The following is a 25595-nucleotide window of genomic DNA, read 5'->3' on the forward strand; positions in this document are numbered from 1 at the left end:
AACCTTTCCCCGGATGGAAAGGTTACTGTTATACATAAATCATTTACCCAATGATGACGCGTTCCTTTGGATAATGATAATTTTCCGTAACTTCTTTATGGCCTATTATATACAGGAGGGACGTTATCCCGACACGGCCAATGAACATAATGATCATAATGACAATTTTACCGGTATTACTGAGTTCAGGCGTAATTCCCATCGAAAGGCCGACTGAACCAAAAGCCGAACATACTTCAAAAATGATTTGCATCAAAGTGAAATTCTCAGTAATCGATAAAATGAAGACCGCGATTATACAAAGGAGCGATCCCATGATCATAACTGCTGTCGCTTTTCGGATATCATCGGGATGAATCTCCCGTTTGAACACTTTAATGGAACGCCTTCCCCTCATGAAATTCCATAAAAATAGAATCATGATGGCCAGAGTCGTTGTCCGGATTCCTCCCCCGACTGAACTTGGGGATGCTCCAATGAACATCAATATACTCATCAATAAAAGGGTCGGTTCCGAAAAGTCACTTACATTCATGGTTGTTAACCCGCCGCTTCGCGTATTGGAGGACATAAATAAAGAGTAGAAGAACGATTCATGCCAACCCTTATTTTTAAAGAATCCATTTATTTCCAGAAGATAAATCAGGATCGTTCCCCCAATGATAAGGGAAAAGAAAGTGACTGAGGTCAGCTTCGTGAACAAAGAAAAATGAAACTTATAAGTACGGGCCCTATTGGACAAAAACTCTTTCAGCTCAATCAAAACAGGAAACCCAATGGCGCCAAGGGTAAGCAGGATAATCGTAATGAACTGTACAAAATAATCGTCTTTAAATGGAATCATCGATATACCGGTAATATCAAAACCAGCATTCGTGGTGGCACTTACGGCTAAAAATAAGCCATTTAAAAAGGCCTCTTTCCAGTCTGGAAAAAAGTTCAGAAAGTAAATGCCTAAAACGAGAGCTCCAATCATTTCAATTACGACAAATATCTGAATGATTTGGATCAATAATTTAACAAGACCCGAAAGATTCGATTGGTTTTGATCAGTCATGATCAATTGCCTTTCCTTCAAACCGATTTTCTTGCCCACTATAAGCCAGAAAAAGGTTCCGAGTGTCATGATGCCAATACCGCCAAATTGGAGAACGAACATTAGAATGAAATAGCCTACCTCATTATACACTTCGGGCAAACTAACAACTGTCAGACCTGTCACACTAACTGCACTTACGGCTGTGAATAAAGCATCCATGAATTTAAATTCCACGCCTGGCTTCAGAGCAACCGGCAAACTCAACAGTACTGTCGAGATAGTGACGGCCAAAAAATAATAACCGACAATAAGCTGAGCTGGTGTTAACTTTGATAATATTTTTTTGATAGCAAACATAAAGAGTTTCCTTTCTTACTCCTATATAGTTATGTGAATCACATAACCATTAAAAATCTAGTTTACCCTTTTTTCATTCTTTTTTCCATTCTCTTTTAAAACTGACTTACTTACAACAAAAAGGCAGGTTTACCAATAAGTTTGATACTGCTCTCATAAGTAAAACTCCACATTCTACTTATACTATCATTACAGCGGCAAAAGCCGTTGAAAAAGTAAAGGGGAGATTCAAATGGCTAACAGCAGTAACAATCTTCTTGTTCCAGGAATCGAACAAGCATTAGAACAAATCAAATATGAAATTGCATCTGAATTCGGTGTACAATTAGGTTCCGATACTTCAGCACGTGCCAATGGTTCAGTTGGCGGAGAAATCACGAAACGCCTTGTACAACAAGCACAATCTCAACTTAAAGGTCAATAATTCTTATCACAATTAAATATCCATGGCTAAGAGTCCAGCTGCATGCTGGACTCTTTTTAATCATTATGTCCATTTCCGTTTCCTTTATTGCCTTTACCCCTTTTCGACTTATCCCAATCTTTCTTATCTTGTTTATATTGCATATCCTGTTTATTTTGCTTATTTATATTGTCGTACTTTATATGATCATTATTATTCTTTTCTTTGGCTGATGGAACTTTTGTAACATCGATCTTTTTAACATTCTTTTCTTTTTTTTGCTTGTTCTTTGATTGGTTGCTATGGTCGCTATCGGATTTTCCTTTTGACTCGTTGATTTTTTCCTTGTATCCATTCCGTTTTCCAATTGTATCTTCCCGTTCGGTTTGATCCTTAATTTTGGTAAATTCCGTTCCCGGGCCTTTCCGCTCAGTCGGTTTGGCTTCATTGGCCGGCTTTTCCTTTATTTCAATTGCATTATTCTCTTTTTTCTTTTCTCCATCCGATTTGTTTTCCCTACTCAACGTCATGCTCTTCTCTTTCGGAATATCAACCTTTTGCTCAACTTTTTTATCTGGCGCTGGAGCAGGCTCCCTCTTATTGACTTTTACCTTTTCTTTATCTTCATTCAACTTCTTTTCGAGATACTTACCCGTGGATATGCCTTGTTCCCTTGCTTGCTTCCGATCGCTTTTTGTTGCCTGGATCACTTTCATTCTTGTTTTAGAAACATTATCTTGCTCAGATATTTCTTTTACCTCTTCTTTTAAATTCTTATCCAGTTCTTTATTTTTTCCCAATAACGTTGTGGAAACGACTATTTGTTTATTTCCTTTCAAATAACCAAGTTGCCTCGTCGTTTCAACGATTCGGTTTGTAACAGTCTTTATATCCTTGCCTTTCCATTCCTTCAGCTGATCAATCACAAGCTTGCCGTCTTCATTTAAACCGGTAAGTTTGAGAACTTCTAAATCATCGTCAAGCTCCAATTCAATGCTTGGATTCACATCTATCGTCATATATGCCGACACTGGACCAGAGAAATAAGAAGGAAGAATCGAAAAGAGAATCAAGAAGGTGGAGGCAATGCTTAGCACGGCCGTTTTTTTGAAAGGTGAATGAAAATTGGAAAAGGCTAAAGTGAACTTTTGTTTAGCAGGTGAAAAAGTGATTTCCTCACCCACTTCATATACCCGTTCCTGCCTTTTGGTTTTCAGAAATTCACCCTCGGGGGTCAATAGGGTTACAAATCGCTTATTAACTGAAAGAATAACTCCTTTTTTCATCCATCGATAGCCCCTTTTATATAATCATTCAAATACAAAAATTCTCCGTTTATTATGATTGCCACAGCAATGATGTATTTTCTGTTCCGTTCAATCGTTTTTCTGCTAACTTCCACTTTTCCCTCAAGCAGTTTTACGGGCAGCCGCTTTTTTGCAAACAGGATTTCTTTCAGTTCGTCATCTTCCATTAACAATTTAGCGATCATAATAGCTCCCTTCCTGGCATCTGCATGTTTGGGAGAGTTTTCAACTAAATCCTCAAAAGACAGACCAAAATCCTCTAGATGGCTTATATAAAGCTGAATTTCTTCTTTTCTTCTTTCCGATTCCTTCTGCTTCTCGTATTCATTGATGGAATTTTCATTATCGATATATATATGGCTTTGATGATCATTATCATCATTCAGTGATAAATCCAATAAGATTTCTTTTTGTTTGGACTGGCTTCTTAAATAATCTATAACCCTTCGTTTAACGAGGGTCTCGGCAAACGCCAATAGAGAACGGCCTTTTTCCGGGGAATATTTATCGATTGCCTCGTTAAAAGCAATCAGTCCAATACTGAATTCATCATCTGATTCGTATATGTAACGTTTGCAAACCGATGACACTGTTTTCGCAATAAAAGGTTTGAATGACTCTATGGTATCATTACGAAGGCTAATATCGCCTTGTTGAATTTTCAATACGGTTTCTTCTAAAGAACGCTTTTTTTTGAATGCTGTAAACAACAATCCAAGCATTTGCTCACCTCGCTCCTGTTGAACATAAAATACGCATCAACATACTTATCTTAAGCGGAGGGAGTCTAAAAGACAGTACCAAAAGAACTATTTTTGCATTAAAAATGAAATCACATAATATATCAACATGATAAAATACTTAGTTTTTTCTCGTTTATTACAGTGCAATTACAGTAAGTTATCTTTTTCCTGATTTTTGTCCAATACAATGGGACAATTGTCATTTTTATAACTGGAATTTAATATTCACATCTTTTAACATATCATTCGTAAACATCCCTGCGCTTTTGAGGGTCATCTCCATAAATACATGAAAAAGCAAAAAAAACAGGCGTGACCAGCACGCCTGTTTTTTTAAGCTTCCTGTATTTTTTTCTCTTCTTTTTCTTTTTTGCTTGAAACGATCCATGCACCTGCTGCAATTCCAATCAATACGACCCAGAAAATCGATTTCCAAAGAGTTGATTCAGGGAAATGATGATCGATGACAGCCAGTGAAGGGTGTGCGAGTGTGTGTACCGCCAATTTCACTCCAACCCAACCCACTATCAAAAATGCTGCCGTTTCAAGGGAAGGACGCTGATGAAGCAACTTCACGAACGCATTTGCTGCAAATCGCATAATGATCAATCCAATCATACCGCCGAGGAACATGACAGCGAATTGGCCTCCATCAATACCGCCGACTTTCATCCAGCCTGTTGCAGGAAGTGTAACAGCCAGTGCGACGGCAGCCAACATTGAATCGATTGCGAAAGCTATATCAGCCGCTTCAACCTTTACCACGGTCATCCAGAAGCCAGATTGCTTTTTAGGCTTCGTGATTTCCTTCTCACCTTTACCAGCGTATTTTTTGTAAATGTTCTGAAAAGCAATGAAAAGTAAATAAATCGCACCGATTGCTTGAATTTGCCACACGTCGACAAGAAAGGAAATAAGGAATAAACTTGCAAAGCGGAAAACAAAGGCTCCCATCAGACCATAAAACAAGGCTTTTCGCTGTTGTTCTTTTGGTAAATGCTTAACCATGACTGCCATGACGACTGCATTATCCGCTGCAAGTATCCCTTCTAATCCAACCAAGATAAGAAGGACCCAGCCATATTCCAATAATATTGATGCTTCCATCCATTCAACCTCCAATAGTTAGTATTTCCTTCCCATTGGCATTGGCAAAATAAAAAGACCTCTGCCATATAGGCAAAGGTCTTGCTGAACATGAAATCATGTCAACAAAGCCGATGAATGTTTAACATTCACGTAATGACGACTTTGTTTTAGGGCGAACCCTAACGCTACTCCCCTTTGAAAAGGAAAATCAGTTATTAAGTATATTAATAGTATACGCGCTCGTTATGAAAATAACAATCTTTTTTTGTAAATAGATCTCATTTTCGGTTCCCTTTGGATATTTTAATCAATCGCAAATATTCTTTGCCGAAACGAATCCAGTTCGGTTTGGCAGAAAAGTAGTTCTGAAACAGCGATAAGAAACTCGTGTATTTCCCTTCATATGGATACCATTGTATTTCTGTATTGTTTTTACCTTTATCGATCATGATCGCTTTTTCATGGCAGAAAATCTTCAATCCATGCTCGCCATGATAGCGGCCTACCCCGCTTTGTTTGGCACCGCCAAATGGTAAATGATGATTAGCTACAGTAATCAGCACATCATTGATCGTCACCGCCCCGGTTACTAACCGTGACGCAATCCTGCTTGCTTTTTCCCTATCCATCGTCCAAACGCTGGAATTGAGTCCATATTCACTTTCATTTGCCAGGGCGATCACTTCTTCCTCCGTATCGAAAGGCACAACAGGCAACACGGGTCCGAATGTTTCTTCTTTCATGATTTTCATGGAATGATCGACATTGGACAGAATCGTCGGCGGAATGAAATGGGTCTGTCCCGTTTTCCACTCGATCGGAGGTGTTCCGGTTTCAAGTACGGCCCCCTTATTCAGTGCATCCTCCAGTTGTTCACCCACAATATCAACTTGTGCCGGGAAAGTCATTGAACCGATATCATCCATCGATTGCATCCCCTGCCTCATGGACTTCGTCTTTTCTTTAAGAAGCATAAGGAATTCCTTATAAACAGAACGTTCCACATAAACCCTTTCAACACTCATGCACACCTGCCCGCTGTTTGTAAAAGCCCCCCAAAGGGCCCCGTTCACAGCCCGTTCCAGGTTAGCATCACGCAGAACGATCATCGGATCCTTACCGCCAAGCTCCAGAGTCGTTGGGATCAGTTGTCTTGCTGCGACCTCACCAATCATTTTTCCGGTCCTTACAGATCCAGTAAAAAATATATAATCTGGTTTTTGCTCGGTTAATGCCGCACCCAATTCTTTCCCTCCATGGGCAAACTGAATAGTTCCTTCTGGGAAACCAGCTTCAAGAAACAGACTTTCGATGCACACCCCAACTAAAGGAGTTACCTCTGACGGTTTGGCGATAACTGTATTTCCCGCTGCTAGAGCATTAAGAATGGGTACCATGGAAAGCTGCAGCGGATAATTCCATGGTGAAATGACGAGAATCGTTCCACGGGGCATATAATGGATATAAGATTTTTTACCAATTAACATGAGTGGAGTGGTGACCTTCCGTCCGGAAAGAGTTTTCACTGCATGTTTCTCGATATGCTTGATTGCATCAATGGTTGGCATGATGTCAGCAACCAGCGCTTCAATTTTCACTTTTCCCGTATCTTTTGAAATGACTTCAGCTATTTCATCCATTTTTTCAACCATCAATAAACGTAGCCGTTTTAAATATTGCAGCCGTTCCTTGATGGACAGATTCGACCATGATTCGAACGCATGTCTTGATTTCTTATATATATGAGTAATCGAATTCAATGGCGTTGGGACGATTTCCGCAATCTTCTCCCCTGTTGCCGGAGAAAACACTTCCAACTTGTCATGTATTTCTTCCATAACTACTCCCCTTGCTTTACCTTATTTTTATTTGTACTCCCTATCATTTTTATGCTTTAAATAATGATCGACCAAGGAGGACCACCTTCTCTGAAATGCAGCAAAACTTATCGGCTGCAGTGCTGACAAAACGCCCTTTCCAAGTGAATTTAATATAGCGCTTCTATTCCACTCTTTAATATGCTTGGACGGATTGATAAGAGCGCCTGACTGCTTTTCTTAAACAGTTCATCAGCGAAACGTTCAAAAACTTCACTAAACGTCGAGGTTTTTCCCTGAACCCTCTTTATATAATGCCAGAGACGCAGCAGCCTGTATAATATAAGCGATTGGAACCAAGTTCACAATCGGTTCCCTCTCTTCATAAGATTCCTGCCCGATTCCCTGTCACATAATCGGTGCTAAAATAAGTATACCTCTTAAGATGAGTTACTCTAACAAATTCGTTTACAGTATCCACTGCATCACATCACGTTTACAACCAATTGGTGAAACCCCATGAACTCCATCCTTATCTCAAATAACCTTAAATAGTAATCTTCCAGACATAATAGCACTGCGGAAATGGAATATATAGTAAAAATTTTTCATTATTAAAAGGAGTATTTACGTTTGCTATCGAAGGTAATGTATAGGAAACCGAATTCGGCTATAAACAAAAAGGAAATCCGGCAGACAAGTTTCTCGGTTTTAGTGTTTAATATTGGTTTATGGAGGATAAATTCATATATCGAATAAAAATTATTATCTATATAAACGATTTTCCGTTACTATATAAGAAGGCGATTTTTTCGCGCATACATATTTGAGGTGAGCGCACAAGTGAAAAGAATAATTAAAGCATACGACTTCCCTATTTTCATCGCTGTCGTATTACTCTGTTTGTTTGGTTTAGTCATGATTTACAGTTCGAGCATGATCACTGCTGTTGCTCGATACGAACAGTCCATGGATTTCTTCTTTGAAAAACAAAAAACGGCCTTTTTCATTTCATTTCTGGCAATGATTGTCACGATGATCCTTCCTTATAAGATGTACAAAAACAAAATGTTCTTGATGTCTATGATGTTTGGAATGGCCGGTATCCTTTTGTTGCTCTTTATCTTCGGCCATACAGCAGGAAATGCCACAAGCTGGTTCAAATTAGGGACAAAATCGATCCAACCCGCTGAATTTTCCAAATTAGCCATAATCATTTATCTGGCAGCCATTTACGGAAAAAGGCAGGATCGAATCAATAGTATTGATAAAGCTGTCATCCCGCCGATTTTCTTTCTGGTATTCATCTGCTTTTTAATCGGAATACAGCCTGACTATGGAACGGCAGCGGTCATTTTCCTGATTTCAAGTACCATGATCATTTCATCCGGGATGTCTTTTAAGAGTATATTCAAACTCTCTTTGATTACTGCGATATTCGTTGCCATTTTTGCATTAGGGGTACTCGTCACAGGAAATTTCTCAGCCGTTCTTTCTGAAAATAAGATGTCTCGTTTTACGGGGTTTGCAGACCCTTTCGGAAAGGCAGGAGAAAGCGGGTATCAACTCGTGAATTCCTTATTCGCGATAGGATCCGGCGGCCTTACTGGAGTGGGACTTGGTGACAGTGTACAAAAATACGGGTACCTGCCTGAATCACATACTGATTTCATCATGTCTATCATTGCGGAAGAGCTCGGGATATTCGGAGTGGGGTTCGTTCTATTGACACTAGGTTTTATCGTTTTAAGGGGATTTGTACTTTCAGCAAAATGCAAGGATCCTTTTGGAAGCCTTTTATTGATCGGCATCTCATCCATGATCGGCATTCAAGTCGGCATCAATGTTGGCGGGGTGACTGGACTTATCCCAATTACAGGGATCACTCTTCCATTCATCAGTTATGGAGGATCTTCCTTACTGCTGCTCATGCTTTCAATGGGCATATTCCAAAATGTCGTTATGCGAATGAACTTGCTTGAACAGAAAGAAAAGGTCGTGTCCATCCCAAAAGATGAGATTGCGTCTTCAAAATAATCGATCAAATACCCCCCTGACATTTCTGTTCATGTCAGGGGGTTCCCTTCTCTGTAAGGTTATGGAAGTTCACATGAAAAAACAGGCAGTCGAGACCGACCGCCTGTTTTTTTCATTTATAATGGATACCGATTTTCGTAAAGCCAGAAATCAGGCTGAGCAAAGGACAAAGCAGGCAGAAGATTGCAAATGGGGCATATTCAAGGGTTGAAACACCCAATACCTGTGTCAGGAATACACCGCAGACACCCCAAGGAACCAGAGGATTCACAACTGTTCCCGCATCTTCAAGTACCCTCGCAAGCGTTTTGGGCTGCAAGCCTAAATCTTCATATTTCTGCTGAAAGGCTTTCCCAGGCAGTATAACTGACAAATACTGTTCACCCACCAGGAAATTCACGCTGATTCCTGCAAATACAGTAGCGGAAATCACTTTCGCTACACTCGTCAATGAATCCTGGATCGCTTTTAAAATAGAAGGTATGACTCCCAATTCGAACAATAGTCCGCCCATGGCCAATGCCAACAACACCATCGAAACGGAGAACATCATACTTTCAATGCCTCCCCGCGATAGGATTGAGTCAAGTTGATCCATTCCACTCTTCAGCACAAAACCCCCGTATAAGATATCCGCCAGTTTTGCAACCGTCAAATTAGGCGTTTGAATGAAAGCGATGATGGCTGCCGAAATGATTCCTGCCGACAATGTCGGAATGGCTGAAACCTTTTTCAAAGCCATGATTAGAACGATGACAAACGGAATCAAACTCCATATGCTTATATTCGTTTCCATTTCCAGGGCTTTGGTCATGGCTTCGATTTCCTCGACACGAGCAACTTTGACATTCGGTGAAAGGAAGTAAAAGATGATAAGTGATATTAAAAAACCTGGAATCGTAGTCCAAAGCATATTATTAATATGTTCAAATAATGGTGCTCCAACCGTTCCCGATGCAAGGTTGGTCGAGTCGGATAATGGAGACATTTTATCACCAAGAAATGCACCGGAAATGATTGCACCGGCTGTGATCGCCAACGATAAATCCATCGCTGCCGCCATGCCTATTAAAGCAACGCCGATTGTGGCTGATGTTGTAAGTGAACTCCCGATACAGAGCCCAATTAGCGAACACACCAGAAATGTGATCGCATAGAAATATTCACCAGAAATCCAGTCAAACCCATAGTACATGATGGTGGGGATCGTCCCGCTTGCCATCCAGATGGAAATCAGCATTCCAATGAAAAAGAATATATAAATGGCTCCCATACCAGTACCTGCACCTTTGACTATAGCCGCCTCCATAATTGAAAATGGCAGCTTCTTGATCCCTCCATAAACAAATAAAAATAGAATGGCCGCTATTATTGGAATATGGGGGGCAAGTCCATAATGTATGATACCAGTTGCAATAATTAAGAAAAGAATGGCCAAAACCCCGATTGCTTCAGGTAAGGAGAGTTTTAGCTTTGCATCTTCAAGACGCATGATGTATTTCCCCGCTTTCAATGTTGTATATTCTCTGAGGTAAGGTTCGGACCTTTTCACTCACAATTACTGAAACGCTTTTAAGCACTAAAGTACTAGCTAAATATAAAGGAGTTTCAGGAGATTGTCAAATGAATATTTTAGTAGCGTTTGATTTTTTCAGTGATATTTCTCTTCATGTTCAATTCATTCCATCATAATGACTTTTATGTGATTCGATAATTATTCGGGCTAATTGCAATGCCTAAGTTGTCACATTGATCTTTACTAAATAATGAAACCGTTTTTCTGATAATGATCGATCAGGACTATGTATCCTGTTTTCGGAAAAAGGTGACTTAAGAAATCACCCCACATTCCCACGAGAAAAGTTTACTGAGGAAATTAGGAAGCTATCGGCACAATTCATTCCCTGTATGTAAGGTCAACCGTAAGGTAAGCGAAAGTTATAGTAACACTTCTTTATGTATAAATATCTCCGGATAATGAACAAAGCCCGTGTATATAACACGGGCTTCCAGACTGTAGACAAACTCGATGAAAATCGAGTTTGTCTATTTTTATGGCTTGTACAATTTGGACGTTGATTTCCACTTCAGGCACTCGCTTTTCGCGGGCGGTCCGGGAGCCTCCTCGGCGCACTTGCGCCTGTGGGGTCTCCCTTGGACTCGCTATTCCCGCAGAAGTCTCGCACCTTCCGTTCCAATCAACTATGTTTAAAAATTTAGATAGAACTCCTTTTGCCTACAGTCTTTTTTGTTTTAAAATAGAACGATTAAAACTTGAGGTGATGAGGATGCTTTCGAAACATAATTCTATTCAGCGAGATCAACTTGAAATGATTACTTTAGATCAACTGGTGCCACCGAACCATTTGGTTCGTAAAATGGAGGCTGCCATTAATTTAAAGAAGATGGCCACGTGGACATGGCAAGGTCCTAAAATGGCTTAACATAGTGGCTCGAAGAGCCCAAATCTCTTAACCTTTGGTCAAAATTTAAAAGGGAATTTCAAAAGGGGTTCGGAATTTTTTAATTCCGAACCCCTTTTGTCTACAAACTGAAAGCCCGTGTATATAACACGGGCTTCTCCATTATTTCAAATCCATTGGATTATATAATTCCACATCAGGATTTTTATCTTGGAACCAACGAAGTGCAAACTCATTTTCAAATAAGAATGCATATTTATCAAACCGGTCTTTAACAAGGATGCTTCTTGAGCTATGAAGATTTTCATCAAGCTTTTCATCTTCAGCCCAGCGTGTGATCTTGCTGCCCATGCGCTCCATCACGACTTCAACGTTGTACTCGTTCCTCATTCGATGCTCGAATACTTCGAATTGAAGTTGCCCAACCGCACCAAGCAGATATTCTTCCATCCGTACCGTTTTGAAGAGCTGAATTGCCCCTTCTTGTACAAGTTGATTAATTCCTTTATGGAAATGTTTCTGTTTCATGACGTTCTTAGCTGTTACCCTCATGAATAGTTCCGGAGTAAACTGAGGCAGCCTTTCAAACTGAAACATGTCTTTGCTTGTTGTGATCGTATCGCCAATTTGGTAGTTACCGGTATCATATAAACCGATGATATCTCCGCTTACCGCTTCATTTACGGTGTTCCGATCATCAGCCATGAATTGAGTAGAAGAAGAAAGGTTGATCGGTTTCCCTGTCCTGCTCAAGTTGACGCTCATTCCACGCTCGAATTTACCGGAGCAAATGCGAAGGAAAGCGATCCGGTCACGGTGCTTTGGGTTCATATTCGCCTGGATCTTGAAAATGAAACCAGAAAAATCATTACTGACGGGATCCATTTCACCTGACGTTGTCATCCGTGCTTGTGGGGCTGGTGCAAATTTAAGATATGCATCCAAAAACGTCTGAACACCGAATGTCGTTAAAGCACTACCGAAAAATACGGGACTAAGTTTTCCATTCGCAATGTTTTCTTCAGAGAATTGGTTACCCGCTTCCGTCAACAGCATGATTTCTTCCAAAGTTTGCTCATATAACTGGGAATCCTTAAGTTTATGATCCACTTCGAGTTCACCATCGTCATTCAACGGGAGGAAACGCTCTTCCCCTTCAGTTTTGAACTGTTCAATCCGATTATTGAACCTATCGTAAATGCCCACGAAGTCTTTTCCCATCCCAATCGGCCAGTTCATTGGATATGTTTCTATACCTAATACCTCTTCAAGTTCGGCTAGCAATTCTAGCGGCGTTTTACCTTGTCGGTCCATTTTATTGATAAAAGTGAAAATCGGGATACCCCTCATCCGGCATACTTTGAATAATTTAACCGTCTGATCCTCGATACCTTTTGCCGAGTCGATGATCATCACGGCGCTATCAACAGCCATCAGTGTACGATATGTGTCTTCACTGAAATCTTGGTGGCCTGGTGTATCGAGAATATTGACACGGAAATCATCATAATCGAATTGCATGACTGAAGATGTAACGGAAATTCCCCGTTGCTTTTCAATCTCCATCCAGTCACTAGTTGCATACTTCCCTGTTTTTCTAGCTTTAACTGTTCCGGCATCGCGAATCGCGCCACCAAACAGTAATAATTTTTCTGTCAAAGTCGTTTTCCCGGCATCCGGGTGAGAGATGATTGCGAAGGTCCGTCGGGATTGAACCTCGTCTTTTAAAGTAGTCATAAAATGTTCCTTTCATTATTGGAGTCATCAATAAAAAAATTTATAGGAGGATTACTGTATTTTTTACATTGGAATGGCAACCTTTCTTTGTATGCAAAAATCCTGATCATACACTATATATGTAAGAAGAAATATATCATAAGGCTTAAGCATTGGCTACTCTGCATTCATTTCAATCAACCTTTCTATTTTAACACGATATGAAGGAAAGATGTAGAGGTGAATGAATCACCATAAGGGGATTTGTTCAGATGGCAAAACAAAAGACGCTTAATCAGCGCCCCTTATCTTATTCCATATGGTTACCGTTCATTTATTCATGGTTTATTTACCTTGTTTTAATCACTTTTTGATTCCGCTTGTTCTTCCAGCGTTTTTTTACTTCCTTGAAAATGATTGGAGCAGCAAAAATGAGGGCCCTTTTCAATAATTTCTTCATTTTTCATCAGTCCTTTCTTTCTTATCCTATACCCGATTATTTTCGTGAAAAACTTTAATGACAAATTGTTTTCCTAATCTCATCCCTAAAGGCTTTTCCTCTTGGACATGGCATCACCGTCAAATTTCAATCCAGTAAAATTCTGTACGACAATACCGTTATCTTCCCCGTATTAAACCTGTCTAATATTATTTTCCCCAAATGGGAATGTATAAATTACTTCCATTTGTTTTATCCTTTATAAAGGTGGGTATATACTTAAAAATTGGAAATTGCTCCAGAGTTAGCGGGTTAATTTTTCCTGTAGGCTTTCACATATTATCAAGCATCTTCGTATGATAATTTTAACTTGAATGAGGGTGCTGGATAATGTGTGAAATTGATTTTTCCATCTAGGTAAAATCTTCACCATTAATATTTTTTAACTTTTTAGGAGGATTCATCGAATGACAGTAACAGGTAAAGTGAAATGGTTCAATAGTGACAAAGGATTTGGATTCATCGAAGTGCCAAACGAAGATGATGTCTTCGTACATTTTTCCGCCATTCAAGGAGAAGGTTACAAGAGCCTTGATGAAGGTCAAGAGGTTGAATTTGAGATCGAAGAAGGAAACCGCGGACCTCAAGCTAAAAACGTCGTAAAACTCTAAAGCATAGATACACAAACATAATTGATAGGCAATGCAAAAGGATGCCGCCCATATTGGGCAGCATCCTTTCCTTTATATTTGTACAAGCGAAATATTCACGTTAGCTTTCATTAAAATGATCCAAAATGAAGCCGGGAACATGTTCCCCAGAAAAACTCTTGATGTCCACATCTCTGCTTTCTTTATAATAAAAGGCAGCTGAATACTCTCCGCCCCAATCGATTTTGGCATTATCAATGGCCGTCTCGATTTCCGAAGCGGTCTTAATTTTCAAGCGATTTGGCTGTTGTTCAATCTGCTGTGCAAGTTCACTTTCAGAATTCGAATGATATATTTTTGAATCGGTCTTCGCAACCAGGATATAAGAGATATCATCAGCCATTAACCGCGCTTTTTCCGATTGTCCGGTACTTTCCATCCATTTTGAAAACTGAGTATATGAAGAGTCCCAGTTCATATAAATGGTTTTGTTATTATTCAAAAGAATGTCGATGGAGGCATAATCACCAAAAGAAGATGTCATTTGGGCGAACGATTGATTATTCAGATCCTCCGACAAAGCCTGCACGGCAGCTTCCAGCTGTTGACCGTCCGTGATCGTCATTGATTTGTCCACTTGTCCGCTCGCCGTTATCTTGATTTTAGAAACGTCTTCAGCGGAAACATTCAATAACTCATTAACCATTTTTTTATATTCATTCGACTCATAAATTTTCGCCAATAGTGGCATGTATGAGTCGTAGTTTTGCAAATGATACTCTCTTGCTAACCGTTTTCCATTCTTGAGTTCATACATGAGAAATACGGAATGTCCATCATTCAATTCACCAATGTATACCTTTTTACCCTTATCGATAATTTCCTGATGCAATAACCTGATCGCTTCTATATTTTCCTTCTCTTTAAGATAATTGGAAGTATTATTCGAAGTGTCATCATCATCAAGAAATAAAGGGGAATTGCCAATATAAATTTGGCTAATCATCTTTTCATCAGGAATCTTGTCCTTATACTGAAGGGGATCTATTTTTATAATGAGTGCCAGCGCAATGATAGCCACTATAAACGCTACATACCCTTTCAGGTTGACCCGTATTCGCCAAGTCTTTTGCAGGACGATTTCCCCTAAATAATATCCAAGTAAAGAACCGACGGTATATCCGAAGAAAATCCACCCAGGTTCGCCTGTCGTTTCGCTAAAATAAAGCCCTGTAAACAGCATCATGCATAATGTCAGGCCGAATTTAAATAATGGCTTAATCTTCGGGTAAACAAATGCCTGCGACACATGCTCCAGCTTTCGCCTCTCATAGAGAAAAAGAGAGCTGATCAGAAAAAGAAAGCTTAATATACTATAAATTAATGTATTAATAGAGAAAAAAGTGATTTTTTCCATCTCCGTTGCTGCTAATAAGGGGGAGATGCCATTCATATTGGCACTTAGATAATAATCTGCAGAGAATCCTGCTATCAAAAACTTCACATTGGCTGCAAACAAAACAAACAGCCCCACCGGCAAAGCAAGAAAAATATAGGTCAGCAATCCTTGAAAGGCTGATAATCCCGTCACCATTCCAATTAAAACGGCAACAGAAAAGATCAAAGCTTCCAAAATAAATGTAGTCCCCATCCAAGACCATATATCCGTCATGGTATATAGCCTTTCTATATCAATTGCCGAGTGGAATAATATCAATATTGAACCTGTAAGTAAAATCGGCAAACCCATGAAGCCAATTCCCGTCCCAATCATATGAACGTAGATGCTGCGTCTAGTAATCGGTAAACTATGAATAAAGTCTGAGGCTTGTTTCATTTGTAAAAACCGAAAAAGGAAGATGGCAAGTAATACTGGAATAACGATGACCAAGACAAACTGTATCATCTGCTGACAGGAAAAAAGGTTTTCGAATTCCACATATTCATTGTTCTCATTCAAGATAATCGCTAACATTTCCAGAGGCAGAGCAAATATGAGGCCAACGAGATACAGGAAACCAATCCAGCCAGTGCTTCTGAAAATATAGATAATCAGTTCTCTATTAAACCAGGTTATTCTGGATGGCATAACCGATATCCCCCATTTCATAAATGAATATCTCCTCTAGAGTAAGGGGGAGAATATCTAATATTTCTGGCTGAAACTGATTAAAGTGCGAATTAATCATGGATTCTTTACCTTTAACGATGCAAACGATCACGCTGCCGCGTCTTTCCTTGTTAAGAATTTGAATTCCGCGGTATAAACCGTGGGGGATTTTATGTTTAAAGGCAATTTGCACTTTGTGTACATCCGCTTTTAAGTCATTCAAATCCTTTTGGATAACAAGCTCACCCTTATGCAAAATCCCTACATGATTGGCTAAATCTTCAATTTCCAAGAGATTATGGGATGATAGTAAAATCGTCATATCCCTTTCCGATACATCCTGAATCAACAACTGTCTAACATTTTTACGCATGACCGGATCTAATCCATCAAACGGTTCATCCAATATGAGAACTTCCGGCATCGTCGAGAGTGCGAGCCAAAAAGCAACCTGTCTCTGCATCCCCTTCGATAGTTTATGTATTTTACTTTGAACGGGTATCGGGAATACTTCCTGTAATTGATAGAAACGTTCTTGATTCCACTCACTATAAATATGGCTATAAAAACCTGCCATTTGCCTAATCGTATAGTTAGCCAGGAAATAAGGCGTATCAGGAAGGAAGAAACAACGATTTTTCACTATACGGTTTTCAAACACATATGATCCATCAATAAGAACTTCACCTGCATCCTGTATCAGGTTGCCTGAAAGCATTTTTAATAGAGTCGTTTTCCCCGCCCCATTTGAACCTAATAATCCGAATATGGAGCCTTTTTGTATGACCAAGGTGACGTTTTTGATCGCTTCTTTTCCTTCATATAATTTACTTACCTGTTTTATTTCAATCATGAATCTCCCCCCTTTGCCAATGGACTGATTTCCTTTATTATTCTATAAATTTCGTGTTTATCGATTCCGATATACAGAGCTTCAGCGAGGACCTTTGAAAGCTCGTTTCTGATTTCTTCTTCTTTCAATGAATTTTTCAAGGACTTAGGAGGTGCCACGAAATTCCCTTTACCTGGTAATGTATATATAAACCCGTCAGATTCAAGCTGCTTGTACGCTTTCTGGATCGTATTTGGATTAATGGTCAATTCCTGAGCCAATATTCGTATGGATGGGAGCTGATTATGTTCCTGTAAAACTTCATTGATCATTAGTTCCTTTAACTTATCCATCAATTGCTCATATATCGGCTTTTCACTTTGAACATCCAACTCAAACATCATAAACCCTCCTTGCAAATGGGTGTATTACATCTCCTAATACGGTACATTATAAAACAATATCTTCCAATTTAAAACCAATTTAAAACCATTTTAAAACCATTTTAAACAATCCTCTCCATAAACTCGCTTTCATTTTGTTTAACTAGACTTATAGTGGGGAACTAATGATAGTAAGTATAAACAAAGGAGTTGTTTTCATTGAAACCATTATATACAGCTACAGTTACCGTACACGGTGGTCGTGAGGGACATGTTAAATCAGAGGACGGGATTCTGGATTTCGATGTGAGGTCACCGAAGGAATTAGGTGGTTCCGGTGAGCGCGCTACAAACCCTGAACAGTTATTCGCAGCCGGTTACGCGGCATGTTTTGACAGTGCCTTGAATCTTGTTCTGCAAAAAGAAAAGAAAAAGGTCGATACTTCCGTGACGGCAAATGTCACGATCGGCAAAGATGAGGAAGACGGCGGTTTTAAATTGGCTGTAAGGTTGGATGTTTCGATTCCCGACCTAAGCAGGGAAGAAGCCGAAGACTTCGCCAAAAAAGCACACATGACCTGCCCCTATTCAAAAGCAACTCGCGGGAACGTCGATGTCACCTTGATTTTGGTATAAAGTTTATGCAAGGGAATGGATACGGCATTAAGGCCGGCTACATTCCCTTTTTCTTATTTCACTTCTTCCAATCCCTTCAGTTTCAAAAGAAAGCCCAGACCTATTACCGCCATGATGATCAATGACCCTAATGCCATCCGGCTCGCCAATGTACCAAGGTCATGGAATACCAACGTTATCGTTCCATATAATAGCGGACCGATTATTGAAGAGACTTTTCCGGAGAATGCAAATAGTCCAAAAAATTGCCCCCTCTTCTCATCCGGGGTCAATTCAATGATATATGTCCGTGATGTCACCCACATCGAACCCAGCGAAATGCCGAACATACTCCCTGCAACCCAGAACCAAAGAGCGGTTTGTGCGAAGACCGCTATAAATAAAGCGATCAAGAGCAGAACCCCCACATATGTCACAGCTAGCCGCGGTCCCTTCGACTGCGTGATGTATCCAAACAGAAACGATCCGGCAATACTCGATACTGTCGATACCAAGTAAAGCAAAATGAATCCGCTTGAAGAAAATCCTACAACAGTCTTGGCATATACGGCCATCATGCCGATAGTGGTCGCAATTGCATCATTTAAAAAGAAATAAGCAATCATGAATGTAAAAACCGATCGATAGGATTGCATCTCTTTAAATGTTGATTTAATTTCCTTATAACCGGATAAAAAAGGTTGTTTCGCTTTTTGCTGTTTTGGAGACTCTTTTAAAAAAAAGAATAAGGGAAGGGAAAAAACCAGAAATAAAATGGCCGTGGGAATGAAGGCTTCATGTGAACTCCCTTTACTTATAAATGGATAGATTGACAGGCCCACCAATGTTCCAAGGTAGCCTACCGCCACGCCAAATCCTGATATAAGCGGCAATTGCTGTTTCGTACCTAAATCACTCATCATCGTATCATAGAAAACAAGACTCGAATGATAGAAAAACTTTGCTATCACAAATAAAAGAATGACGATCGCTAAGGAAATTGGAATGCCCAGAAATTCCCCATCGAACGGAGCTCCTCCAAATACCCCCATTAAAAATGTACATAATACAGAAATGAGGGTGAAAATCATAATGTACTTTTTCATTTTTCCCGTTCGATCGATCATGACACCGAACAGCGGGGAAAACAAAACAAGAAACAAACTGGCAATCGCATTAGCGTAGGAGATGAAGGTACTGGCAATCTGATCAAGAACGGCATTTTCCCCAATCTGTTCCTGGAGGAAGAATGGAAAGAAAATCGTATTGATATTAGAAGAAAAAATCGTATTGGCAAAATCGTAAAACGCCCAAGAGAGAATGGGCAGGGAAAAATATAAACCAAAATTCCCCTTCCATTTTTTAGACTTCGGTTTCACCTGCAATTCCATCTGCTTTCCCTCCTTATTGATACTTAAATTATATGTATTCCATACCTTTCCAATAAATCCTTTAAGTCGGATTATAACATTGTGTAAAACATGATTTTTTCCTGCCTAACATGTAAAATTATGAAATGAGACTGTCCTGCTAAATTTTAATCATTGTGCCTAATAGGAGTGTGAAAGATGATTGCATTTTTACTTATTATCGTGATAACCATGCTTGTCCTGTTCGCTCTCTACGCTAAAAGATCAAAGAGTGATTTCCCTGAAAGCTTAATAATGCAGCCTTCCCCCCTTAAAATTGGACATCGAGGTGCATCTGGATATTGCCCCGAGAATACAATGGCATCTTATAAAAAAGCAATTGAATTGGGAGCTGATTTCCTGGAAGTGGATATCCATCTTAGTAAAGATGATGTCCTTGTGGTTCATCATGATCCCACCTTGGATCGAACCACAAACGGCAAAGGGAAACTCCGTGATTACACGGCAGCCGAATTAAAGGAACTGGATGCAGGAAGCTGGTATCATTCTCGCTATAAAAACGAAAGGATTCCTTTACTATGTGAGGTATTGGAGAATTTCGGGTCTGAAGTTGGAATTTTAATCGAATTGAAACATCCCTCTGCTTATCCCGGCATGGAACAGAAACTTGCAGAAGAATTAATGAAATTCCAAGAGTATTCAACAAGTAAAAATAGGATAATGGTTCATTCGTTCGATATGGACTCCATGAAAAGGTTTCATCAATTAATGCCGGACATACAAGTGGGCGTTTTGATAAAACGGCGAATTAATGACCAAAAATTAAAAGAGATTGCCGAGTTTGCATCATTTTTGAATCCAAAGCAAACGATTTTGAGTACGAAGCTGCAAATGCGAATCCAAAAGCACGGGATGAAAGTATATACATGGACCGTCAACAATAAAAAACGAATACGCATGTTCAAAAAGATGCAGTTAGATGGGATCATTTCTGATTTTCCTGATTATTTTTGAAAAGTGAAAAACAAACTGCTAATGCGGATTGTTTTCAGTTTGTAGACAAAACAATGGTCTCATTCCGAAACCTTTTTGATTTTTTTGGGATTTGAAGCAGTTATAGAGAATAATGACCTCCGAGCCCCCCTCCGTAGGAAGGGTCAGGCGGAGTCCTTACATCCATTTTCTGATTTTTAAATGGATATGGCGCTGCCAAGAAATCATTATCCATGTTTCGAAGATGTGCATATTGATATAAATTATTTTCATTACCGTTATGGAGGTTCTGTTGATTCAATGAATCGTATGGTTTCATACCTTTTCACCTCATAATTGAACTTCCTTTTATCCGTATGTAGACGAATGACCATGAGTACAATCTTCGCTCTGAATTACAGTCTCGAATCTGTTTCTATATGACCTATAATCTGAAAAATAATGCATCAGAAAATATTCCCTGTTTATTTTTTGAAAAAACCCTTATATTTTTTAGCTTTCTTGCACTTGAATTTGATATAGTGTTATTAATGATTTAAACTCAATAAGGTCAAAAGTCATTTCAGGCCCTGAATCATTTTTAGAGGCCAAATTTTCTTATCTTAGAAAAAACGAGGGATTCCTATGTGGGAATTATTATTAGAATTCGATTATCAGACCGTTCGCCATGCGGTATGGGCAGGTTACTTATTTACCTTTGTCTTTCCACTGGCTGCGTTTTACTTCTTAAATAAAAAGCAATCGCTCCTGAACGACAAATATCAAGCTTCCGTTCATACAGATAAAAGTAAATCCCCTGTTCATGCAGGCAGCATCTTTGACTGGCGCGGTGCACAGCGCTTTTTCACATTTATCCGGCAAAAGGATTCACCAGATGATTCCGATGAGCCAAGCCTCCTTCTAGTTGTTTAAACATTAACAATTCGAGGAGGAAATTATATTGAAGAAGAAAAACATGTTTTTAATTGCCGTCCTATTTTTGGCAACGACCCTTTTGACTGGTTGCTCAGCAGCAACGAGCGGTCCATTTCATACTGCTTTGGTTAACCCAATGACAAAAATGCTAGAATTTAATGCTGAATTATTTAATGGCAACTATGGTTTAAGCATCATCATGATGACATTTTTGATTCGTCTTGTCTTGCTTCCCCTGACTGCTAAGCAATATAAAACACAGCTTAGCATGAAAACGAAGATGAATGGGCTGAAACCGGAAATGACAGCAATCCAGCAGAAAATCAAAGAGACGAAAGATCCAGCTAAACAAAAGGCCCTTCAACAGGAACTGATGCAGCTTTACCAAAAACATGGAGTCAATCCTTTGAACATGGGCTGTCTGCCGCTCTTAATTCAAATGCCGATTCTAATGGGCTTTTATTATGCAATTCAAGGTTCCCATGAAATTGCGACCCATAGTTTCCTTTGGTACAGCCTTGGTCAGCCGAATATTGCCATGGCGATTATTGCTGGTGTCATCTATTACTTCCAATCGGTCATTTCCATGAGACAAATGCCCGAGGAACAGCAGAAACAAATGAAGATGATGAGCCTGCTTTCACCAGCAATGATTTTATTCATTTCTTTCTCCGCTCCTGCTGCATTGCCGCTATATTGGTCAATCGGAGGTATATTCATGATTGTTCAGTCCATCGTGCTTCAGCGAATATATAAAAAAGACCATGCCGTTGTCCCGGCTGCAAATGAAACGGTCATGAAAAAAAGCTAATCCTCTTGGATTAGCTTTTTTTTCATACATTCACTTTCCACTTCACTGAAACTACTCAAGCTTGCGATGGACAGTGTAGGGATTTTCAGGGAGAAATGCACTTTTTTATTTCTTCGGCAATGGATTTGTTGAAACCTTTTCGAAAAACCTCTCTACATATTCGAAATCCGTATAAAAGAACAATAATAGGTCACCCGGTTGTGATGTTTCCCAGGCTTTTACGAATGCGTCCAATTCATTAGGTTCGATGAATGTCCGATCTTTTTGTAACCCTGCTTCTACGGCAGCTTCCTGAAGCAGCCCGGCTACTTCGAACGGCTCCCTTCCCCGCAAATCATCGTCTTCTTTAATGATGAACAGATCGGAATTAATGGCCGCCACCTTGGAGAGCCTGATAAGTTCTACATCAATACGGTCCCCCGGTCCTGCCAAAACAGTGATAAGGCGATTTTTGTTATAGGCACTGACCGTTTCGAATATGGCCTTCAATCCTGCTTCATTATGGGCATAGTCGATGATGATCGTGCGCTCTTTCAACTTCTTTAAATTGAAGCGTCCTTTGGACAAATTCGTATCAGGCATAAATGTGGCAGCCTTTCTTCTTAGTTCTTCCATGGAAATGCCTTGTGTTTCGGCTGCGGCTAACGCCTGTAGTAAATTGGCGATATTATGACGTGCCCTGCCGGAAATCGTTATTGGAATCATGGTGCAATCCATAAATTGGTGGATGACACCATCAGATGAATGACAAATTACGCCTTGTTCATTGACGTACCAAACTTTACATCCCCCATTTATCGCAGCCTTCACGTGAGGTTGGGTGGCATCTGTAGAGGTGTAAATGACCTCCCCATCAGTATAAGCGTTCATGGCAGCTACATTCGGGTCATCTGCATTAAGCACACAATAGCCTGTTTTCATTACGACTTCGGCTACCAGCCTCTTTAATTTTATGAGATCATCCAATGTATCGATTCCATCACGTCCGAGGTGATCCTCACTTACATTGGTAATGATCCCCACATCACATTTACGAAAAGCCAGACCTTCACGCAGAATCCCTCCCCGGGCCGTTTCCAATACCGCTACATCAACTTCAGGATGGGCCAATACCATTCTTGCACTGACCGGGCCACTGCAATCACCATGATCCAGTGCCTCATCACCGATATATACTCCATCAGAATTGGTCATACCGACCTTTGTTTTTTCATTAGTAAGAAAATAATGAACCAATCGGGTCGTTGTCGTCTTTCCATTTGTTCCGGTCACTGCGATGATCGGTATAGCTGCCTCTTCCCGAGTTGGAAATAAATAATCGACAATGGCTTTGCCTACATCCCTTTTTTTTCCTTCACTCGGATAATGATGCATTCGAATTCCCGGTGCAGCATTCACTTCAATAATCGCAGTCCTTGAATGTTCGATTGGTTTTGATATATCCTCACAGATAAAATCTATTCCGGCTATATCCAGACCGATCGCTTTCGCGGCAGCAACCGCCATATTCTTAATGGTGGGATGAACTTGTTCCGTTACATCGATTGCCTTTCCACCAGTCGAAAGATTTGCATTGCCGACAACTTGAACCAATTCTCCTTGATTCGGAATGGTATCGAGCGTCCGATTCGATTTTTCCAGGTAACACGTCACGGTATGTGTAAGTGGGATTTTTGACATCGGCTTTTCATGACCTTCTCCCCGCAAATCATTACAATTTTCCTTTTCTATCAATTTGCGTATCGTTTCCTTACCGTTGCCAATAATATAGGGAGGAAGCCTCAAACTAGCGGCGATAAGTTCTCCGTTGACTATCAGTAACCGATAATCATGTCCTTCAATATGCCGTTCGACAATGTACTTCTCCACATGCGGCTCCAAACAATTGATTACATTGAATAGTTCATCCTTATTTTTGATATGGGTGATGACACCCTGCCCCTGTCTCCCATTATACGGTTTAATGACCAGCGGAAAACCCAGCCTGTCCGCCGAGGCAAAGATATCTTCAATGGAATGGGCAACCTCCCCTTCAGGTACAGGGAGACCACACCCTCTTAAAATTGATTTGGTCAATGATTTGTCACATGAATTCTCAACGGCAATATTCGAAGTCTGGCTAGAAATTGTCGCCTGGACATACTTCTGCCTTGTGCCGGTTCCTAACCGCAGTAAGCTATCATCACCCATTCGTTCGACAGGGATGTCTTTTGCTTGTGCAGCCTTATAAATGGCTTCGGTACTTGGCCCCAGTTTATTTTTATAATATAACTGTTCTATTTGTTTTACATAAGATTGTACATTTATAAATTTTTCACCATTCAGGATGGCTTCCACGATATCTTTTGCTGCTAAAAAAGCTTGAAGACCTGAGTGGGGCTCCTGATAGTCAAAGGTAACATAATAAAGACCCTTCTTTTCCATCATTATCGTTTTTCCACGAACGGCTTCGATTCCAGCCAAGTTTTGAAGTTCAATCGTCATATGCTCCAATATATGACCCATCCATGTTCCTTTTCTCAGCCTCTCGGCGAATCCGCCTCGATACCCTTTAGAACATGTATGGCTTCCCAAGTTCGGGAGCGCCTTTAACAATTTTTCATTGAATCCAGGTATTGAATCAGATGGTTTCTGTTCCAGTTCCCCTATATCCAATTCAATGCAAATCGTCGGTGTATAAGCAAAATAATTAGGTCCTTTTAAATAACGGACTCGATTGATTATCATTGTTGGATCCCCTTTTTCATCAACAATTTCCTGGTAAGCAGGTCAAAACGGTATCCCCTGGTTAGTGCATGAAGGTTAAATCCCGAAAGAGTCAATTCTTCACTGCCATTATCAGAGGATGTGATATTGATATAATCACTGTTGCTTCCATCAAGAACCAATACTTGATGTTGGCCTACTACTTCAAAATGACCGTCTTTAACTAATATGGCTGTATTTTCATCAATGCCAATACCCATAATTTCTTTATTCCCTGCTATCGCACTTAACAGACGGTCAAAGCGGCCACGTTGGGAAAAATGTTGATCGATTATCAAACCGGCAAGGAAGCCGAAACCTACCCCAATCTCAACCTTTAACTTATTGTCATTCAGCATCGTGTCAGCAGCAATGATCATATGCTTACCTAAAATGGAAGCGCCAGCACTTGTTCCAGCTACCACCATTCCTTTATGCCATGCTTTAGAAAGGGCATCGTGGAATTTGGTTTTAACAATCAGTTCAGACAATCGGCTCTGGTTTCCCCCTGAAATGAAGATGGCGGAAAAAGATGTCAGCTGTTCACAAATTGCCGGGTCATCTGCATCCTGCCTTGAATCCAGCTTGATCACTTCCACCCTGCCCACACCTAAATCCCTGAAAATCTTGATATATTCTGTACTCACTTCCTCAGGAATTTCACTCGCTGTAGGCAATATTCCTATTCCGCCATCACTATTACGGGTTGCAAGCTCGACAAATTTATTTAATACTTCACCTTCAAGGCACTTATCCTCTGCCCCGCCGATGATAAGTAATTCACCACAATTCATTCATCAT

General features: G+C 40.0%; 22 protein-coding genes. 8 read left to right on the forward strand and 14 right to left on the reverse strand.

The window, feature by feature from the left end:
- Positions 1–43: 43 nt before the first annotated feature.
- Positions 44–1396 (reverse strand): TrkH family potassium uptake protein, encoded by a 1353-nt coding sequence (locus tag Q8G36_RS12690; RefSeq protein WP_305161249.1) that lies wholly within the window; start codon positions 1394–1396, stop codon positions 44–46.
- A gap of 232 nt (positions 1397–1628) precedes the next feature.
- On the opposite strand from Q8G36_RS12690, the gene Q8G36_RS12695 reads away from it, so the two are divergent.
- Positions 1629–1820, forward strand: coding sequence for an alpha/beta-type small acid-soluble spore protein (locus Q8G36_RS12695; protein WP_034314196.1), 192 nt, complete (start codon positions 1629–1631; stop codon positions 1818–1820).
- Between the two features lie 56 nt (positions 1821–1876).
- Here Q8G36_RS12695 and Q8G36_RS12700 read toward each other — a convergent pair whose 3' ends face one another.
- The 4 genes from Q8G36_RS12700 to Q8G36_RS12715 form a co-directional block, all read right to left on the reverse strand.
- Positions 1877–3085, reverse strand: a complete 1209-nt coding sequence (locus Q8G36_RS12700) for an anti-sigma-I factor RsgI family protein (RefSeq protein ID WP_305161250.1) — start codon at positions 3083–3085, stop codon at positions 1877–1879.
- A complete protein-coding gene (sigI, locus tag Q8G36_RS12705; protein ID WP_305161251.1) occupies positions 3082–3828 on the reverse strand; it encodes an RNA polymerase sigma factor SigI in 747 nt (248 codons plus the stop codon). The genes Q8G36_RS12700 and sigI overlap by 4 nt, the downstream gene beginning before the upstream one ends.
- A gap of 354 nt (positions 3829–4182) precedes the next feature.
- Positions 4183–4956: a TerC family protein gene (locus Q8G36_RS12710; protein WP_305161252.1), complete on the reverse strand. Its 774-nt coding sequence runs from the start codon at positions 4954–4956 to the stop codon at positions 4183–4185.
- 260 nt (positions 4957–5216) lie between these two features.
- Complete coding sequence (locus Q8G36_RS12715) at positions 5217–6776, reverse strand: aldehyde dehydrogenase family protein (RefSeq protein WP_305161253.1); 1560 nt, start codon at positions 6774–6776, stop codon at positions 5217–5219.
- Between the two features lie 822 nt (positions 6777–7598).
- Between Q8G36_RS12715 and Q8G36_RS12720 the strand changes: the two genes are divergently transcribed.
- Positions 7599–8792, forward strand: coding sequence for an FtsW/RodA/SpoVE family cell cycle protein (locus tag Q8G36_RS12720; protein ID WP_305161254.1), 1194 nt, complete (start codon positions 7599–7601; stop codon positions 8790–8792).
- A gap of 112 nt (positions 8793–8904) precedes the next feature.
- On the opposite strand, the gene nhaC is transcribed toward Q8G36_RS12720, so the two are convergent.
- A complete protein-coding gene (gene nhaC / locus Q8G36_RS12725) occupies positions 8905–10284 on the reverse strand; it encodes a Na+/H+ antiporter NhaC (protein WP_305161255.1) in 1380 nt (459 codons plus the stop codon).
- 796 nt (positions 10285–11080) lie between these two features.
- On the opposite strand from nhaC, the gene Q8G36_RS12730 reads away from it, so the two are divergent.
- Positions 11081–11236: a hypothetical protein gene (locus tag Q8G36_RS12730; RefSeq protein ID WP_305275075.1), complete on the forward strand. Its 156-nt coding sequence runs from the start codon at positions 11081–11083 to the stop codon at positions 11234–11236.
- Positions 11237–11377: 141 nt separating this feature from the next.
- On the opposite strand, the gene Q8G36_RS12735 is transcribed toward Q8G36_RS12730, so the two are convergent.
- On the reverse strand, positions 11378–12952 hold the full coding sequence (locus tag Q8G36_RS12735) for a peptide chain release factor 3 (protein WP_305161256.1): 1575 nt from the start codon (positions 12950–12952) through the stop codon (positions 11378–11380).
- Positions 12953–13837: 885 nt separating this feature from the next.
- Between Q8G36_RS12735 and cspD the strand changes: the two genes are divergently transcribed.
- Entirely contained in the window at positions 13838–14041 is a 204-nt protein-coding gene (cspD, locus tag Q8G36_RS12740) for a cold-shock protein CspD (protein ID WP_305161257.1), read from the forward strand.
- Positions 14042–14141: 100 nt separating this feature from the next.
- Here the strand turns inward: cspD and Q8G36_RS12745 are convergent, their stop codons facing one another.
- The 3 genes from Q8G36_RS12745 to Q8G36_RS12755 are packed head-to-tail and all read right to left on the reverse strand — an operon-like array spanning position 14142 to position 17363.
- Complete coding sequence (locus Q8G36_RS12745) at positions 14142–16109, reverse strand: DUF6449 domain-containing protein (protein WP_305161258.1); 1968 nt, start codon at positions 16107–16109, stop codon at positions 14142–14144.
- Positions 16084–16983, reverse strand: a complete 900-nt coding sequence (locus tag Q8G36_RS12750; RefSeq protein WP_305161259.1) for an ABC transporter ATP-binding protein — start codon at positions 16981–16983, stop codon at positions 16084–16086. Before Q8G36_RS12750 ends, Q8G36_RS12745 begins: the two co-directional genes overlap by 26 nt.
- Positions 16980–17363 (reverse strand): GntR family transcriptional regulator, encoded by a 384-nt coding sequence (locus tag Q8G36_RS12755; RefSeq protein WP_305161260.1) that lies wholly within the window; start codon positions 17361–17363, stop codon positions 16980–16982. The genes Q8G36_RS12750 and Q8G36_RS12755 overlap by 4 nt, the downstream gene beginning before the upstream one ends.
- 201 nt (positions 17364–17564) lie before the next feature.
- On the opposite strand from Q8G36_RS12755, the gene Q8G36_RS12760 reads away from it, so the two are divergent.
- Positions 17565–17981, forward strand: a complete 417-nt coding sequence (locus Q8G36_RS12760) for an organic hydroperoxide resistance protein (protein WP_076366919.1) — start codon at positions 17565–17567, stop codon at positions 17979–17981.
- A gap of 53 nt (positions 17982–18034) precedes the next feature.
- Here Q8G36_RS12760 and Q8G36_RS12765 read toward each other — a convergent pair whose 3' ends face one another.
- On the reverse strand, positions 18035–19351 hold the full coding sequence (locus tag Q8G36_RS12765) for an MFS transporter (RefSeq protein ID WP_305161261.1): 1317 nt from the start codon (positions 19349–19351) through the stop codon (positions 18035–18037).
- 177 nt (positions 19352–19528) lie between these two features.
- On the opposite strand from Q8G36_RS12765, the gene Q8G36_RS12770 reads away from it, so the two are divergent.
- The gene (locus Q8G36_RS12770; protein WP_305161262.1) at positions 19529–20344 is read left to right on the forward strand and encodes a glycerophosphodiester phosphodiesterase; all 816 of its coding nucleotides are present in this window, start codon (positions 19529–19531) and stop codon (positions 20342–20344) included.
- A gap of 100 nt (positions 20345–20444) precedes the next feature.
- Here Q8G36_RS12770 and Q8G36_RS12775 read toward each other — a convergent pair whose 3' ends face one another.
- Positions 20445–20642 (reverse strand): hypothetical protein, encoded by a 198-nt coding sequence (locus Q8G36_RS12775; RefSeq protein WP_305161263.1) that lies wholly within the window; start codon positions 20640–20642, stop codon positions 20445–20447.
- Between the two features lie 305 nt (positions 20643–20947).
- Between Q8G36_RS12775 and Q8G36_RS12780 the strand changes: the two genes are divergently transcribed.
- Positions 20948–21235, forward strand: coding sequence for a hypothetical protein (locus Q8G36_RS12780; protein WP_048687259.1), 288 nt, complete (start codon positions 20948–20950; stop codon positions 21233–21235).
- Between the two features lie 28 nt (positions 21236–21263).
- Positions 21264–22049 (forward strand): membrane protein insertase YidC, encoded by a 786-nt coding sequence (yidC, locus tag Q8G36_RS12785; RefSeq protein ID WP_305161264.1) that lies wholly within the window; start codon positions 21264–21266, stop codon positions 22047–22049.
- A 105-nt stretch (positions 22050–22154) separates the two neighbouring features.
- Here yidC and cphA read toward each other — a convergent pair whose 3' ends face one another.
- Both cphA and Q8G36_RS12795 read right to left on the reverse strand, forming a co-directional pair.
- Positions 22155–24776 carry a cyanophycin synthetase gene (gene cphA / locus Q8G36_RS12790; protein ID WP_305161265.1) on the reverse strand — a complete coding sequence of 874 codons (2622 nt, stop codon included), beginning with the start codon at positions 24774–24776 and terminating at the stop codon, positions 22155–22157.
- The gene (locus Q8G36_RS12795; RefSeq protein WP_305161266.1) at positions 24773–25588 is read right to left on the reverse strand and encodes a cyanophycinase; all 816 of its coding nucleotides are present in this window, start codon (positions 25586–25588) and stop codon (positions 24773–24775) included. Before Q8G36_RS12795 ends, cphA begins: the two co-directional genes overlap by 4 nt.
- Positions 25589–25595: the final 7 nt, after the last annotated feature.

The organism is Peribacillus frigoritolerans (genome assembly GCF_030676415.1).
Taxonomy (GTDB): domain Bacteria; phylum Bacillota; class Bacilli; order Bacillales; family DSM-1321; genus Peribacillus; species Peribacillus frigoritolerans_A.

Bases quoted from the DNA above. Each gene is read 5' to 3' on its own strand.
- cphA (WP_305161265.1), bottom strand. From the start codon at position 24,776: ATGATAATCAATCGAGTCCGTTATTTAAAAGGACCTAATTATTTTGCT.
- Q8G36_RS12775 (WP_305161263.1), bottom strand. From the start codon at position 20,642: ATGAAACCATACGATTCATTGAATCAACAGAACCTCCATAACGGTAAT.
- Q8G36_RS12735 (WP_305161256.1), bottom strand. From the start codon at position 12,952: ATGACTACTTTAAAAGACGAGGTTCAATCCCGACGGACCTTCGCAATC.
- Q8G36_RS12710 (WP_305161252.1), bottom strand. From the start codon at position 4,956: ATGGAAGCATCAATATTATTGGAATATGGCTGGGTCCTTCTTATCTTG.
- Q8G36_RS12780 (WP_048687259.1), top strand. From the start codon at position 20,948: ATGTGGGAATTATTATTAGAATTCGATTATCAGACCGTTCGCCATGCG.
- Q8G36_RS12765 (WP_305161261.1), bottom strand. From the start codon at position 19,351: ATGGAATTGCAGGTGAAACCGAAGTCTAAAAAATGGAAGGGGAATTTT.
- cspD (WP_305161257.1), top strand. From the start codon at position 13,838: ATGACAGTAACAGGTAAAGTGAAATGGTTCAATAGTGACAAAGGATTT.
- sigI (WP_305161251.1), bottom strand. From the start codon at position 3,828: ATGCTTGGATTGTTGTTTACAGCATTCAAAAAAAAGCGTTCTTTAGAA.
- nhaC (WP_305161255.1), bottom strand. From the start codon at position 10,284: ATGCGTCTTGAAGATGCAAAGCTAAAACTCTCCTTACCTGAAGCAATC.
- Q8G36_RS12700 (WP_305161250.1), bottom strand. From the start codon at position 3,085: ATGAAAAAAGGAGTTATTCTTTCAGTTAATAAGCGATTTGTAACCCTA.
- Q8G36_RS12715 (WP_305161253.1), bottom strand. From the start codon at position 6,776: ATGGAAGAAATACATGACAAGTTGGAAGTGTTTTCTCCGGCAACAGGG.
- Q8G36_RS12770 (WP_305161262.1), top strand. From the start codon at position 19,529: ATGATTGCATTTTTACTTATTATCGTGATAACCATGCTTGTCCTGTTC.
- Q8G36_RS12690 (WP_305161249.1), bottom strand. From the start codon at position 1,396: ATGTTTGCTATCAAAAAAATATTATCAAAGTTAACACCAGCTCAGCTT.
- Q8G36_RS12795 (WP_305161266.1), bottom strand. From the start codon at position 25,588: ATGAATTGTGGTGAATTACTTATCATCGGCGGGGCAGAGGATAAGTGC.
- Q8G36_RS12745 (WP_305161258.1), bottom strand. From the start codon at position 16,109: ATGCCATCCAGAATAACCTGGTTTAATAGAGAACTGATTATCTATATT.
- Q8G36_RS12695 (WP_034314196.1), top strand. From the start codon at position 1,629: ATGGCTAACAGCAGTAACAATCTTCTTGTTCCAGGAATCGAACAAGCA.
- Q8G36_RS12730 (WP_305275075.1), top strand. From the start codon at position 11,081: ATGCTTTCGAAACATAATTCTATTCAGCGAGATCAACTTGAAATGATT.
- Q8G36_RS12750 (WP_305161259.1), bottom strand. From the start codon at position 16,983: ATGATTGAAATAAAACAGGTAAGTAAATTATATGAAGGAAAAGAAGCG.
- Q8G36_RS12755 (WP_305161260.1), bottom strand. From the start codon at position 17,363: ATGTTTGAGTTGGATGTTCAAAGTGAAAAGCCGATATATGAGCAATTG.